We start from the raw sequence: 13,822 nt of genomic DNA, 5'->3' as shown, positions 1-13,822 counted from the left end.
CCGACCTCACTCCCCCACAGCCGAGGACGACACCGCGCCCACCGGCACCACACGCGCGAACCCGCCGTCCACCATCAGGTTCGCCACCGTCTCCAACTCCGGCGGATTGCCCGCCAGCCGCGACAGGAAGACGTCGAAGTCGTCCCCGCACGGCAGCAACAACCGCTCCACCCGCTCCGCCGGCGGCACCGAGGGATCCACGTCCCGCACGTCGTCGTACGCGCAGAACCACACCGAACCGATCCGCTCGCCCTTCACCTTCACGGCCAGCAGCCCGCCCTGGACGAACGCGATCCCCAGGAAGTCCTTGGTCAGATGGTCACGCAGACACTTGTTGACGTACACGAGGTCATTGACCGCCGCCTCGTCGCGCACCGTGAAGAACGGCTGGTCCACCAGCAGCCCCAGCTCCGCGTCCAGCGCGGCACCCGCCGGCGCGCAGCCACCCGCCGCCTTCAGGAACGACCGGTACGCACCCGGCAACCGGTAGCCGAGGTCCTCCTCGACGCCCTGCACCTGCGACTCCGTCACCGCCACACCCGACTTCGGCAGCCCGAAGTGCGCCGGACGCGTCTCCTGCAACGGCCGCGTGCCCCGCTTGGCATGGTCGACACCCGACGTCGCCACACCCCCGTGATGCCGCAGCAGCGCCTTCACCTCGACCGGGACCAGCTCCAGCCGCCGCGTGCCCACCACGTGGTGCCACGTCCAGCCGTGCGGCGTCGCCACCGCCGGCACCGTGTCCCACAGCTCGTGCCCCGACGCCGACAACGCCGTGTTCGCCGACACGTAGTCCGTCAGCCGCAACTCGTCGACGCCGAAACCCTCCGGCGGCTCCGCGATCTCCGCGGCCGCCCGCGCGTAAGCCGAGAAGTCGGGGTAACCGTGCTCGTCGACCCGTACCCCTCTCGGGTGACGGGCCGCCCGGACCGGATCCGGGAAGTGCACGACCTGCCCGGCGTAGGCCGCGTTCGGCGGCGCGGCTTGCTGCCCGAGCCGACCTGTCGTCATGGCGGTTGCCCCCTGCGGCACTCTGTACGACCCGTATTGACCACCCTCGGTGCACTACGACCCGTATCGACTGTCACGTCTGCTGTTTCGACTTCTCTGCACTTCACCGCACGCGCCGACCTCACGGATCACCCTCCGGATCACTGCATCGAGCCCCGAACGGATCACCGCATCGCCCACGGTGCCGACAGCCTATGCGGTACGACGACACCGGTCACCGGCACCGGTCGGCACCCCCTTCCGCTTCCGTGACCAGCCGTCACCCCACCGTGACGGCACAACCCGCTACGGGCGTGTCGCCGCGCCCCAGCTTCCGCACCAGCCACGGCATTTGGCAGTCTGTGACCCCCGGGGGATGCACGGAGGGGAAGACGATCATGAACGCGACGCAGACGGGACCACACACCGGCAGGTCCGCCGACCCACGAAACGGCGACCCCCGAGGCGGCAGCCGCGACACCGGCCCCCTGGCCGGCGACCCGCGAAACGCCGACCCACGACACGGCGACCCGAGAAACGGCGACCCCCGGAACGGCGACCCGAGAGGAGGCGACCCCCGCATCGGCTGGAGCACCACCGAAACCGCCCACGCCCCCGCCCTCCGGCACCGCCGCGACGGCATCCTCCCCACCGTCGCCGCCGCACTCTCCGTCCGCGGCGCCACCCTCACCGGCACCGCCGCCCGCGCCGACACACCCCCCGCCCTGCACCCCCTCGTCCAGGACTTCCTCGACACCCTCCCCAGCGCCCAACGCGACCGCTACACCGGCCGCTGCGCCGAAACCATCCTCATCTCCCGCCACATCGCCGCCGCCGACGCCGCCCGCAGCAAACGCGCCGCACGCAAACCCATGACCAACGGCGAGGCACGCAAAGCCCTCAAGCAGGCCAAACTCACCGCCCGACGCATCCGCGAGGACGGCGACCCCCTCCACGGCAGCTTCGCCACCCCCTGCCGCGCCTGCACCGCGCTCAGCGCCCACTTCGGCGTCCGCATAGTCGACCCGGCGTCCCAGAACAACTGACGCCCCCCACCCCCACACCGCACAGCCACCACACTCGGCGCGCGCCCGCGCACACCCGCCGCCACCCCATGACCTCGACGAGACGAAGGGCAGATGCACACCGACCGCACCTCCACCACCCGCTTCGCCGTACCCGTCGACGCCGCCCTGCGCGCCGCCGGCTGGCAACCCGGGCGCTGGGACATCAAACAAGCCGAGATCTGGGCCGACGCCCTGCGCGACCACGCCTCCCCCGCGGGCCACCGCCACACCGTCTTCCCCGCCGCCGTCGAAGCCTGGGCCGAATTCGGCGGACTCCACATCACCCCCACCGGCCCCGGCCGCCAGGTCGCCCCCGCCCACCTCCACCTCGACCCACTCCACGGCCTCCACATGGCCCGCACCCTCGGCGACCTCGGCCGCGCCCTCGGCACCGACGTCTGCCCCCTCGGCGCCGAAACCGACAGCCAAGCCCTCCTCGCCATCGACACCGACGGCCGCGTCTACACCCTCGACCACACCGGCGACTGGTACCTCGGCCCCGACATCGACCAGGCCCTCGCCGCCCTCATCGCCGGCACCGCACCCCCACGCCTCACCACAGGCTGACCACGAGCCCCGGCGGGCCACGCACCGCAACACGCCACGCACATCAGCGGGCCAATGCCGCAACACGCCACGCACCGCAGCAGGCCACAGACCGCAGCACGCCACGCACCGCAGCAGGCCACAGACCGCAGCACGCCACGCACCGCAGCGGGCTACGACGCCGGAATAACCGCCGACACCCGAAAACCCCCCGCATCCGTCGGCCCGGACACGAACACCCCGCCCAGCGCCGAGACCCGCTCCCTCATCCCCACCAGCCCGTTCCCCCCGGACGGCAACCCGGCCGACGACGCCGCCTCCTCAGCAGGCTCGTTCTCCACCTGCATCGCGATCTCCGACACCCGATGGGCCAACCGCACATACGTCTTCGCCCCGGCCGCGTGCTTGTGGACGTTCGTCAACGCCTCCTGCACCACCCGATACGCCGTCTGCTCCACCAGCGGCGCATACGACCGCACATCCCCCTCCACCGACAACGCCACCACCATCCCCGCGGCAGCCGACTGCCCCACCAAGTCCTCGATCTCCGCCAGAGACGGACCGTCGTCGTCCGCCGCCCGCGAAGCCGCAGCAGCCGCGGCCACCCCCACCGCCGCCAACGGCACCGCCGCCGCCGTCGGCGACGATGTCGATGCCGATGCCGGTGCCGACAGGCCACGCGGTGGCCCGTCCCCACCACTGCGCAGCACCCCGAGCATCTCCCGCAGCTCCGTCAGCGCCTGCCGCCCCATGTCCCCCACCAACGCGGCGTTCCTGACGGCCTTCTCCGGATCCTTCCGGGCCACCGCCTGGAGCGCCGCGGCATGCACCACCATCAGGCTCACCCGATGCGCGACCACATCGTGCATCTCCCGCGCGATCCGCGTCCGCTCCTCGTTCCGGGCCCACTCGGCCCGCTCCTCAGCCCGCTCCGCCAGCAACTGAAGCTCCCGCTCCAGACTGTCCGCCCGCTCCCGCAGGCTCTCCATCAGCCGCCGCCGCGCCCCCACATACAGGCCCAGCAGCACCGGCGGCGCCGTGAAGCCCAGCGACATCGTGATCGCCGCGAAGGGAACGAACCAGTCCCCTATGTCCAGGTCCCCCCGCGACATGTCCTGCCGCGTCTTCACGAACGTCACGATCAGCGTCCCCACCAGCGACATCCCCGCCAGCGAGCCGATGATCCGCCGGGGCAGCTCCGCCGCGGCCAGCGTGTAGAGGCCGACGACCCCCATCAGGAAGCCCATCTCGGCCGGCGTGATGGCGATGGACACCAGCACCACGGCGACCGGCCACCGCCGCCGCACGAGCAGCACGGAACCGGCCAACAGCCCGAAGACGACCCCCGCCGCCACCGGGATCCCCGCGTCCCGCGCGAACGGGATCCCCTCCAACGCGCACTCCAGCGCGGACACCACGGCCAGGCTCGCATCGAACACGGCGCTACGCCGCCTGGCCCACCACCACGGCCCTCCCCGGGCCGTCACATGGTCTTCCCCCGTCGCGGTCATGCCTCCCAGCCTACGGGCGGCCCCCGCCGGTTTTCCGTCCCATTTCCCGGACTGGCCTACACCACACTCCGTGACCGTTCGGCCGCGATACCACCCGATATCCCTCGAACTGCTGAATCGCACACCGTTCGACCCCGGAGGCCTCCATTCCGCCCGGACGGTATGCGTATGACACATGCACCCGGCAAATACGCCGACTTCGAGGGGTTGCGGGAGAAGGCGGTGGCACTCCGCCGCCAGGGACTCAGCCTTCGCCAGATCCGAGACGAGCTGAAGATCTACAACAACGACATCCTCAACCAACTGGTAAAGGGAGAACCGCCCCCGGCCTGGACGAAGCGCCCGAACGCAAAGGACGACATGAGGGAGAAGGCGAGGGAGCTCCGCCTCCAGGGCTGGACGTACGACCAGATCGAGGCGGAGCTGGGGTGCTCGAGGAGTTCGGTGTCCCTATGGGTGCGGGATCTGCCGAAGCCTGAACCCCGGTACACGCCGGAGGAGCAGTTGGCCCTCATGCAAGCGGGCCTCGCCCGTCTCCGCGCCACTCAGGACGAAGAGCGCGAGCGCGTCAAGGAGGCCGCCTCGCAGGAAGCCGGGCAACTCACGGATCGAGAGCTGTTCCTCACAGGCGTCGCCCTGTACTGGGCCGAAGGCGCCAAGAGCAAGCCGTACGACCGGCGCGAGCGGGCCGTGTTCGTCAACAGTGACCCTGGAGTGATCCAGGTCTACCTCGCCTGGCTCGACCTGCTCGGGGTGGACCGGGAGCGCCTGCGGTTCCGGGTACTCATCCATGAATCAGCGGATGTGGACGCTGCTCACCGATTCTGGGCGAAGGTTGCCGACGTCGACACCTCGGTCTTCGCCAAGCCGACGCTCAAGAAGCACAACCCCAAGACCGTCCGGAAGAACACCGGCGATGATTACCACGGCTGCCTGGCCGTCACCGTGACCCGAAGTGCCGAGTTGTACAACCGCATCGAGGGCTGGTGGGGCGGCATCGTGACCCATGCCGAAGCACGTCTCCGGTAAGGTCTGAGGCGCTGTCCCCCGTGGTGTAACTGGCAGCACACTGGTTTTTGGTACCAGCAGGACAAGGTTCGAATCCTTGCGGGGGAGCCACCGGCGCCGAAGGCCTCAGTTCGGGTCCTGCCCCACAATCTCTGGGTCGGGACCCGCACCCATGCCCCCCACAAAACCCCCCGGTATCCTGCGGATGTCACCCCACCCCATCCACAGCCGAAGGGCATCCCGTGAGCGCCAACCGCCCGGCAGCCGTCGTCGTTCTCGCAGCGGGTGAGGGCACCCGTATGAAGTCGGCCACACCCAAGGTCCTGCACGAGCTCTGCGGTCGCAGTCTCGTGGGTCATGTCCTCGCCTCCGCCGGCGAGCTGCAGCCCGAGCATCTGGTCGTCGTGGTCGGCCACGCCCGTGAGAAGGTCACCGCGCATCTCGGTGAGATCGCCCCTGACGTGCGTACCGCCGTGCAGGCCGAGCAGAACGGCACCGGGCACGCCGTGCGGATGGGTCTGGAGGAGCTGGGCGGGTCCGTCGGCGGGACGGTCGTCGTCGTGTGCGGGGACACTCCCCTGCTGACCGGCGCCACCCTGCGGGCCCTCGCCGAGACGCACTCCGCCGACGGCAACGCGGTCACCGTGCTGACCGCCGAGGTGCCGGACGCGACGGGGTACGGGCGGATCGTGCGGGACGACGCCACCGGGGCCGTGACGGCCATCGTCGAGCACAAGGACGCCTCCGACGCGCAGCGGTCGATCCGTGAGATCAATTCGGGGGTGTTCGCGTTCGACGGGCAGCTGCTGGCGGACGCGCTGAAGAAGGTGCGGACGGACAACAGCCAGGGCGAGGAGTACCTGACCGATGTGCTCGGGATCCTGCGAGAGGCGGGGCACCGGGTGGGGGCGTCGGTGGCCGGTGACCATCGTGAGATCGCGGGGATCAACAACCGTGTGCAGCTGTCGGAGGCGCGGCGGATCCTGAACGACCGTTTGCTGACCGAGGCGATGCTGGCCGGTGTGACCGTGATCGATCCGGCGACGACCTTCATCGACGTGACGGTCACGTTCGAGCAGGACGCCGTCGTGCACCCGGGTACGCAGCTGCACGGCGCGACGCATCTGGCCGCGGGCGCGGAGGTCGGGCCCAACTCGCGGCTGACCGACACCCGGGTGGGTGCGGGTGCGCGGGTGGACAACACCGTGGCGTCGGGTGCCGAGGTCGGCGCGGAGGCGACGGTGGGGCCGTACGCGTATCTGCGTCCGGGGACGCGGCTGGGCGCGAAGGGCAAGATCGGGACGTACGTGGAGACGAAGAACGCGTCGATCGGGGACGGGACGAAGGTGCCGCACCTGTCGTACGTGGGGGACGCGACGATCGGTGAGCAGACCAACATCGGTGCCGCGAGCGTGTTCGTGAACTACGACGGTCAGGAGAAGCACCACACGACCATCGGTTCGCATTGCCGGACGGGCTCGGACAACATGTTTGTGGCGCCTGTCACGGTGGGGGACGGTGCGTACACCGCTGCGGGGTCCGTGATCACGAAGGATGTGCCGGCGGGTTCGTTGGCCGTGGCCCGTGGTCAGCAGCGGAATATCGAGGGTTGGGTGGCTCGTAAGCGTCCGGGGAGCGCGGCCGCGAAGGCGGCGGAGGCGGCTTCCCGGGAGTCGGCCGGTGAGGGCTGACCGGAAACCTATGCCTGAAACACGGCGTACGGTGATAAGTGCACACCCGCACCCCCACCAGCTGAGACGGCCTCCGGCAAGCCGGCTGCGAGGTTTCTCGACCCCTAGCTGCGACACCTCTGAGGAGACAGTGCTGTGACCGGGATCAAGACGACCGGCGAGAAGAAGTTGATGTTCTTCTCCGGCCGCGCCCACCCCGAGCTTGCGGAGGAGGTCGCCCAACAGCTGGGTGTCGGGGTTGTCCCGACGAAGGCCTTCGACTTCGCCAATGGTGAGATTTATGTGCGTTATCAGGAGTCGGCGCGTGGTGCCGACTGCTTCCTGATCCAGAGCCACACGGCTCCGATCAACAAGTGGATCATGGAGCAGTTGATCATGATCGACGCGCTGAAGCGTGCGTCGGCCCGATCCATCACGGTCATCGTGCCGTTCTACGGTTACGCGCGGCAGGACAAGAAGCACCGTGGACGTGAACCGATTTCGGCGCGTCTGATCGCGGACATGATGAAGACCGCGGGTGCGGACCGGATCCTGACGGTGGATCTGCACACGGACCAGATCCAGGGCTTCTTCGACGGTCCGGTGGACCACCTGTTCGCGCTGCCGCTGCTGGCGGACTACGTGGGCCGGAAGGTGGACCGGGAGAAGCTGACGGTCGTGTCGCCGGACGCGGGCCGGGTGCGGGTCGCGGACCGCTGGTGCGACCGGCTGGGTGCGCCGCTGGCGATCGTGCACAAGCGGCGTGACAAGGACGTCGCGAACCAGGTCACCGTCCACGAGGTCGTGGGTGAGGTGAAGGGTCGCGTGTGTGTGCTGGTGGACGACATGATCGACACCGGTGGGACGATCTGTGCCGCGGCGGACGCGCTGTTCGCGCACGGTGCGGAGGACGTGATCGTGACGGCGACGCACGGTGTGCTGTCGGGCCCCGCGAGCGACCGCCTGAAGAATTCGCGGGTGAGTGAGTTCGTGTTCACGAACACGCTGCCGACGCCGGGTGAGCTGAGCAGTGACATGGACAAGATCTCGGTGCTGTCGATCGCGCCGACGATCGCGAGGGCCGTGCGTGAGGTGTTCGAGGACGGTTCGGTGACGAGCCTGTTCGACGAGCAGTAGGCCCCTGCGGGAGCGTTTGTAGATCGTTTTGGGTGCGGCCTCCCTTGCCGAGTAGACTGCTGCAGTTGCTCGGCGAGGGAGGCCGTTCCCGTTGTTTCTACGGGATGCGGTTGTCCGTTATCGACGCGCTCTTCGTAGCAGGCCGTTCGTGGCCGGGTGACCACGTCCGTTTCTGACTTCGAGGAGTGACTATGTCCGAGGTGAAGATCTCCGCCGCGACGCGCACCGAGTTCGGCAAGGGTGCCGCGCGCCGTATCCGTCGTGAAGACAAGGTTCCGGGTGTCCTGTACGGGCACGGTTCGGACCCGGTGCACCTGACCCTGCCGGGGCACGACCTGCTGATGGCGCTGCGTACGCCGAACGTGCTGATCGCGCTGGACATCGACGGCAAGACGAACGAGCTGGCGATTCCGAAGTCGGTGCAGCGTGACCCGCTGAAGGGTTTCCTGGAGCACGTGGACCTGCAGCTGGTCAAGCGCGGCGAGCAGGTCAACGTCGAGATCTACGTCCACACCGAGGGTGAGCTGGCCCCGGGCGGCAACCTGCTGGAGCACGTGCTGAACGCGCTGCCGGTCGAGGCCGAGGCCACGCACATCCCGGAGTCCGTGACCGTCTCCGTCGAGGGTCTGACGGCCGGTGACTCCATCCTCGCCAAGGACATCCCGCTGCCGAAGGGCACGACGCTGGCCGTCGAGGAGGACACCGTCGTCCTGCAGGTCCTGGCCGCGCAGGCCGAGGAGGCCGCCGAGGGCGAAGAGACCGAGGGTGACGAGGCCGCGGAGGCCTGATCCTCTGCGTCGTCGTTTCGTCGGCCGCTGTTCCCGTGCGGGGCAGCGGCCGACGCGTATGAAGGAGACATGGACGTGACGACCGATGCCGCCGCTCCCTGGCTGATCGTGGGGCTGGGCAACCCGGGGCCGGAGTACGCCGGGAACCGGCACAACGTGGGTTTCATGGTGGCCGATCTGCTGGCGGATCGGATCGGGGGAAGGTTCAAGCGAGCCGGCAAGGCTCAGGCACAGGTGATCGAGGGCCGGATCGGGCCGCCGGGGCCGTTGAACCGGCGGGTGGTTCTGGCGAAGCCGATGTCCTACATGAACCTGTCGGGTGGGCCGGTGAACGCGCTGCGGGATTTCTACAAGGTGCCGGTGGATCATGTGGTGGCGGTGCATGACGAGTTGGACATCGACTACGGGGTGCTGCGGCTGAAGCTCGGTGGCGGGGACAACGGCCACAACGGGCTGAAGTCGATGACGAAGGCCTTCGGTGCGGAGTATCACCGGGTGCGGTTCGGGATCGGGCGGCCGCCGGGGCGGATGCAGGTGGCGGATTTCGTGCTGAAGGATTTCTCGTCGACGGAGCGCAAGGAGCTGGACTACTTCGTGGACCGGGCGGCGGATGCGGTGGAGGCTCTGGTGATCGAGGGGCTGGAGCGGGCGCAAAGCACGTACAACTCCTGACTTGTCACCCACCGAGGTTGACGGGCCGTTCAGGCATGGCCAATGATCCCGGCCATGCCTGCCACTGCCCCCTCTCCGTCCCGGGCTTCGGCCGTCGTGCTGCGGTTCGGGCGGTTCGCGGCGATGGGCACGGTCGCGGTGCTGATCCTGATCGCGGGGGTGTGGGCGTCGTGGGGCACCGCGCAGCACGTGATGCTGACGAAGGGCCGGGAGCAGGGCACGGTCGAGGTGGCGCGGTGCGGGCCGGACACGTGCTGGGGCCGGTTCACGCCGTTGTCGGAGGGTTCGCAGCCGCGGGCGCGGGTGGTGCTGGAGAAGTCGGTCGCGGTGGAGCGGGGCCGGACCTACACGGTGGTGGTGAAGCCCGGTGGTGATGACGCGGTGCGTTCGGGTCCGGCGGGGGTTGTGTACGCGTGGGTTCCGCTCGGTGGGGCGTTGTTGCTGGCGTCGGTCGTGGTGGCGGGTGGTCTGCTGCGGACGCGGCTCGCGTGGGTGATGGCGTTGTCGGGGGTGGCGTTGCTGACGGCGGCGTTCGTTGCCGTGTGAGGGGTGGGGGTGTTGTCTCCCGTGTGGCGGGGAGAGTGTTGTGTGTTCGTGATTGACGTGCTGCCGGGCGAGGCTGGAAGCTGAGCCGCCCCCTCCACATCTTCTCGGTCACTTCTCGAAGATGGACTCCCCGTTATGCGAACCCTCTCGCGCCTCGGCGCTGTCTGCGCTGCCGCTTGCGCGGTCCTCCTGCTCGCTCCGGCCGCCCACGCCACTCCGCCCGGCGACAACGGCACGGTGAAGATCCACGATGCCTCGACGGGTGAGGAGCTGCCCCGTAACGAGCCGCATGTGTGCGCCTTCTACCTGGACGCCTTCGGTTTCGACGGTGGTCAGAAGGTGGACTGGCGCATCGACGCGATCCCTCCGAGTGAGAACAAGGGGGAGACGGTGGAGTCCGGTGTGCTGACGCTGGACGCCGAGGGTGGGGGCCGGACCGAGGATCTGTCGCTGGCCGACGGGCATTACAAGTTGTTCTGGAAGTTCGAGGGTGAGAAGGGGTCGGCCAAGCACAAGGTGTTCTGGTCGGACTGCGGGGACGAGCAGGGGCCGGGTGGTTCGACGCCGTCGGCTTCGGCGTCCGCGTCGCCTTCGTCGGGGGCGTCCGGGACGCCGTCGGGTGAGCCGGGTGTGTCGGCGTCGCCGAGCGCGTCGGCCGGTGGGGGTGTGCCGGCGTCGCCGTCGCCGTCCTCGTCGCCTTCGTCGTCGGCGTCGCCGCAGGGTGGTGGCGACGGTGGTCTCGCCGAGACGGGCAACGGGGCGCCGGTGGGTGTGCTGTCCGGTGTGGCGGCGGCGCTGGTGGCGGCTGGTGGGTTCCTGGTGCTGCGGCGCCGGAAGGCCGGCCGCGGCTGATCCGGAAGGCACTGTGCCCCCGAGCCTGTACGGGCTCGGGGGCACGGTCGTGTCCGGGGGTGGTTCAGCCGGTGTTGCGCAGGCCGGCTGCCACGCCGTTGACGGTGAGGAGGAGGGCGCGGGCGAGGAGCGGGTCGGGCTGCTCGGCGGCGCCGGCGGCTTCGCGTTGCCGCTTGAGCAGGGCGACCTGGAGGTAGGAGATGGGGTCGAGGTAGGCGTCGCGGATGGCGAAGGTCTGCTTCAGGACGGGTGCGGCGTCCAGCAGTTCGTCTTCGCCGGTGACGCGCAGGATTTCACGGACGGTGAGTTCGTGCTCGGCCTTGATGGTGTCGAAGACGTGCTTGAGCTCGTCGGGGACGAGGGTGTCGACGTAGTGCTGGGCGATCCGCAGGTCGGTCTTGGCGAGGGTCATCTCGACGTTGGAGATGAAGTTGCGGAAGAAGTGCCACTCCTGGTGCATCTCGTCGAGGACGGTGTCGAGGCCGGCTTCGCGCAGGGCCTTGAGGCCGGAGCCGACGCCGAACCAGCCGGGGACGATCTGCCGGGACTGGGTCCAGCCGAACACCCAGGGGATGGCGCGCAGGCCGTCGAGTGAGACGCCGGAGCCGGGGCGGCGGGAGGGCCGGGAGCCCAGGTGCAGGTCGGCGAGCTGGTCCACCGGCGTCGACGCGAGGAAGTACGTCGGCAGGTCGGGGTCCTCGACGAGGCGGCGGTAGGCGGCGTGGGCGGCGTCGGAGACGACGTCCATCGCGGCGTCCCAGCGGGCGAGGGCCTCATCGGACTGGCGGGGTGCGGTGTGCAGGGCGGAGGCCTGGAGGGTGGCGGCGACGGTGAGTTCGAGGTTCTCGCGGGCCAGGGACGGGATGAGGTACTTGTCGGAGATGACCTCGCCCTGCTCGGTGACCTTGATCTCGCCTTCGAGGGTGCCCCAGGGCTGGGCGAGGATGGCGTCGTGAGTGGGGCCGCCGCCGCGGCCGACGGTGCCGCCGCGGCCGTGGAAGAGGCGCAGGCGTACGCCGTAGCGGTGGGCTACGTCGCGCAGGCGGCGCTGGGCGCGGTGGATCTCCCACTGGCTGGTGGTGATGCCGCCGAACTTGGAGGAGTCGGAGTAGCCGAGCATGACCTCCTGGACGTCGCCCCGCAGCGCGACGAGGCGCCGGTAGGACGGGTCGGAGAGCATGTCCTCGAGGATGGTGTCGGCGGCCTTGAGCTCGTCGGTGGTTTCGAGGAGCGGCACGATGCCGATCTTGGCCCAGCCGGCGTGCAGGTCGATGAGTCCGGCCTCGCGGGCGAGGACGGCGGCGGCGAAGACGTCGTCGGCGCCCTGGCACATGGAGATGATGTAGGACTCGATGACCTCGGGTCCGAAGACTTCGAGGGCGCGCTTGACGGTGCCGAAGACGCCGAGGGTCTTCTCGCCGGGCGCGTCGACGGGGGCCGGGGTGGGGGCGAGCGGCCTGCGGGACCTGAGTTCCTTGGCGAGGAGCTTGGCGCGGTAGTCGCGGGGCATGTCGGCGTAGCGCCAGGATTCCTCGCCGAGCCGGTCGAAGAGCTGGCCGAGGGCGTGGTGGTGGGCGTCGGCGTGTTCGCGGACGTCCATGGTGGCGAGCTGGAGGCCGAAGGCGGCGAGGGTGCGGATGGTGCGGGCGAGGCGGCCGTCGGCGAAGAGTCCGCCACGGTGCTCGCGCAGGGAGCGCTGGATGATGCGCAGGTCGTCGAGGAGTTCGCCGGTGCCGAGGTAGTCGCGGCCGGCCACGTGGGGGGTGCCCTTGGCGAGGCGCTTCTTGGTGTTCTCCAGCTTCTGCCGGATGCAGGTGGCCTTGAGCCGGTAGGGCTCTTCGGCGTTGAGGCGCTTGTAGCGGGGGCTGATCTCGGGGAGGTTTTCCAGGTCGGTCTGGAGGGAGGTCAGCAGTTCCTCGGTGGCGCCGGCGTAGCGGATGGAGTTGGAGAGGAAGCCGCGGAGTTCGTCGATGGTGTCCAGGGCGTCGTTGATGCCGTGCTCGTGCTGGAGGATCAGGACGTCCCAGGTGACCTGGGGGGTGACGTTGGGGTTGCCGTCGCGGTCGCCGCCGATCCAGGTGCCGAAGGTGAGGGGGCGGGTGTCGTCGGGGAGCTTGACCCCGGCGCGCTCCAGTTCGGCGGTGAGGTCCTCCAGGACGTCGCCGACGGCGCCCACGTGCAGCTCGTCGAGGTAGTAGATGGCGTTGCGGGCCTCGTCGGCGGGCTCGGGGCGCACCACGCGCAGTTCGTCGGTCTGCCAGACGAGGTCGATGTTCTCGGCGAGGCGGGTGTCCAGGCGGCGCCGGTCGGACTCGATGACCGGGGTTTCCAGGAGCGCGGCGATGCGGCGGAGCTTGTTGAGGACCGAGCGGCGTGCGGCCTCGGTGGGGTGGGCCGTGAAGACGGGGCGGACGTTGAGGTTGCCGACCGTCTCGCGCAGGTGCTCGGGGTCGGCGTCCTTGAGCCGGTCGGCCGTACGGGCGAGGAGTCCGCCTTCGGCGGCGCGGCGGGCGCGCAGCTCGCGGCCGCGGTGGACCTGCTCGGTGACGTTGGCCAGGTGGAAGTAGGTGGAGAAGGCGCGGACCAGCTTGGCCGCGGTGTCGAGTTCGGTGCCGCGCAGCAGCTCGGCGGCGGCCTCGCCGTCCTCGCGGGTGAGGCGGCGGACCTTTTCGACGAGTTCCAGCAGCTCGGGGCCCTCTTGGCGGACGAGGGTCTCGCCGAGGAGGTCGCCCAGCCGGCGGATGTCGGCTCGCAGCTCGCTGCTCGTCGTCGTGGTCTGGTCGTCGGCACTGCTCACAGGTGCGGCTCCTTGCAGTGTTGAAGCTCGTCTGGGAGGGGAACCCGGACGGCGTCTCGCGCGGCGGGGCGCCGCTTACGGATCGGACATCCGGGAGGAAATCAGAGCGGACCGCGCTGTCCGACCGACTCCAGGATAGGTGTCGGCCGGGACGCGCAGGGTCGCGGGCTCTTGCCGCCGGGCGACGCACTGTCATACTTACGATGCCGTAGGTTACGGAACCGTAGGGAGCACGTCA

12 protein-coding genes and 1 tRNA gene are annotated in these 13,822 nt (G+C 69.7%); 10 read left to right on the top strand and 3 right to left on the bottom strand.

The features are described from left to right. Positions 1-6 precede the first annotated feature (6 nt). The gene (locus tag FDO69_RS14465; protein ID WP_104780197.1) at positions 7-1,011 is read right to left on the bottom strand and encodes an SMI1/KNR4 family protein; all 1,005 of its coding nucleotides are present in this window, start codon (positions 1,009-1,011) and stop codon (positions 7-9) included. Positions 1,012-1,388: 377 nt separating this feature from the next. Between FDO69_RS14465 and FDO69_RS14460 the strand changes: the two genes are divergently transcribed. Both FDO69_RS14460 and FDO69_RS14455 read left to right on the top strand, forming a co-directional pair. Beyond that, positions 1,389-2,036: a YwqJ-related putative deaminase gene (locus FDO69_RS14460; protein WP_170320879.1), complete on the top strand. Its 648-nt coding sequence runs from the start codon at positions 1,389-1,391 to the stop codon at positions 2,034-2,036. A 93-nt stretch (positions 2,037-2,129) separates the two neighbouring features. Next, positions 2,130-2,624 (top strand): SUKH-3 domain-containing protein, encoded by a 495-nt coding sequence (locus tag FDO69_RS14455; protein WP_104780196.1) that lies wholly within the window; start codon positions 2,130-2,132, stop codon positions 2,622-2,624. A 152-nt stretch (positions 2,625-2,776) separates the two neighbouring features. Here FDO69_RS14455 and FDO69_RS14450 read toward each other — a convergent pair whose 3' ends face one another. Next, positions 2,777-4,114 (bottom strand): sensor histidine kinase, encoded by a 1,338-nt coding sequence (locus tag FDO69_RS14450; RefSeq protein WP_104780195.1) that lies wholly within the window; start codon positions 4,112-4,114, stop codon positions 2,777-2,779. A gap of 168 nt (positions 4,115-4,282) precedes the next feature. Between FDO69_RS14450 and FDO69_RS14445 the strand changes: the two genes are divergently transcribed. From FDO69_RS14445 to FDO69_RS14410, 8 genes are all read left to right on the top strand, one after another. Further along, the gene (locus FDO69_RS14445; protein WP_104780194.1) at positions 4,283-5,143 is read left to right on the top strand and encodes a terminase gpP N-terminus-related DNA-binding protein; all 861 of its coding nucleotides are present in this window, start codon (positions 4,283-4,285) and stop codon (positions 5,141-5,143) included. Between the two features lie 14 nt (positions 5,144-5,157). Beyond that, positions 5,158-5,233, top strand: a tRNA-Gln gene (locus FDO69_RS14440). A 131-nt stretch (positions 5,234-5,364) separates the two neighbouring features. Continuing rightward, positions 5,365-6,813 carry a bifunctional UDP-N-acetylglucosamine diphosphorylase/glucosamine-1-phosphate N-acetyltransferase GlmU gene (gene glmU / locus FDO69_RS14435; protein ID WP_104780193.1) on the top strand — a complete coding sequence of 483 codons (1,449 nt, stop codon included), beginning with the start codon at positions 5,365-5,367 and terminating at the stop codon, positions 6,811-6,813. 135 nt (positions 6,814-6,948) lie between these two features. Continuing rightward, on the top strand, positions 6,949-7,929 hold the full coding sequence (locus FDO69_RS14430) for a ribose-phosphate diphosphokinase (RefSeq protein ID WP_030844871.1): 981 nt from the start codon (positions 6,949-6,951) through the stop codon (positions 7,927-7,929). A 191-nt stretch (positions 7,930-8,120) separates the two neighbouring features. Then, a complete protein-coding gene (locus tag FDO69_RS14425) occupies positions 8,121-8,717 on the top strand; it encodes a 50S ribosomal protein L25/general stress protein Ctc (protein ID WP_104780192.1) in 597 nt (198 codons plus the stop codon). Between the two features lie 69 nt (positions 8,718-8,786). After that, a complete protein-coding gene (gene pth, locus FDO69_RS14420; RefSeq protein WP_104780191.1) occupies positions 8,787-9,389 on the top strand; it encodes an aminoacyl-tRNA hydrolase in 603 nt (200 codons plus the stop codon). 42 nt (positions 9,390-9,431) lie between these two features. Then, the gene (locus FDO69_RS14415) at positions 9,432-9,935 is read left to right on the top strand and encodes a hypothetical protein (protein ID WP_104780190.1); all 504 of its coding nucleotides are present in this window, start codon (positions 9,432-9,434) and stop codon (positions 9,933-9,935) included. A gap of 135 nt (positions 9,936-10,070) precedes the next feature. Then, complete coding sequence (locus tag FDO69_RS14410; RefSeq protein WP_104780189.1) at positions 10,071-10,787, top strand: LPXTG cell wall anchor domain-containing protein; 717 nt, start codon at positions 10,071-10,073, stop codon at positions 10,785-10,787. Positions 10,788-10,851: 64 nt separating this feature from the next. On the opposite strand, the gene ppc is transcribed toward FDO69_RS14410, so the two are convergent. Then, positions 10,852-13,584, bottom strand: a complete 2,733-nt coding sequence (gene ppc / locus FDO69_RS14405) for a phosphoenolpyruvate carboxylase (RefSeq protein ID WP_104780188.1) — start codon at positions 13,582-13,584, stop codon at positions 10,852-10,854. Positions 13,585-13,822 lie beyond the last annotated feature (238 nt).

This window comes from Streptomyces tibetensis, from assembly GCF_007655005.1.
Classification (GTDB): domain Bacteria; phylum Actinomycetota; class Actinomycetes; order Streptomycetales; family Streptomycetaceae; genus Streptomyces; species Streptomyces tibetensis.
The sequence above is the reverse complement of the archived record's forward strand: the minus strand, read 5'-3'. Positions and strand labels throughout refer to the sequence as shown.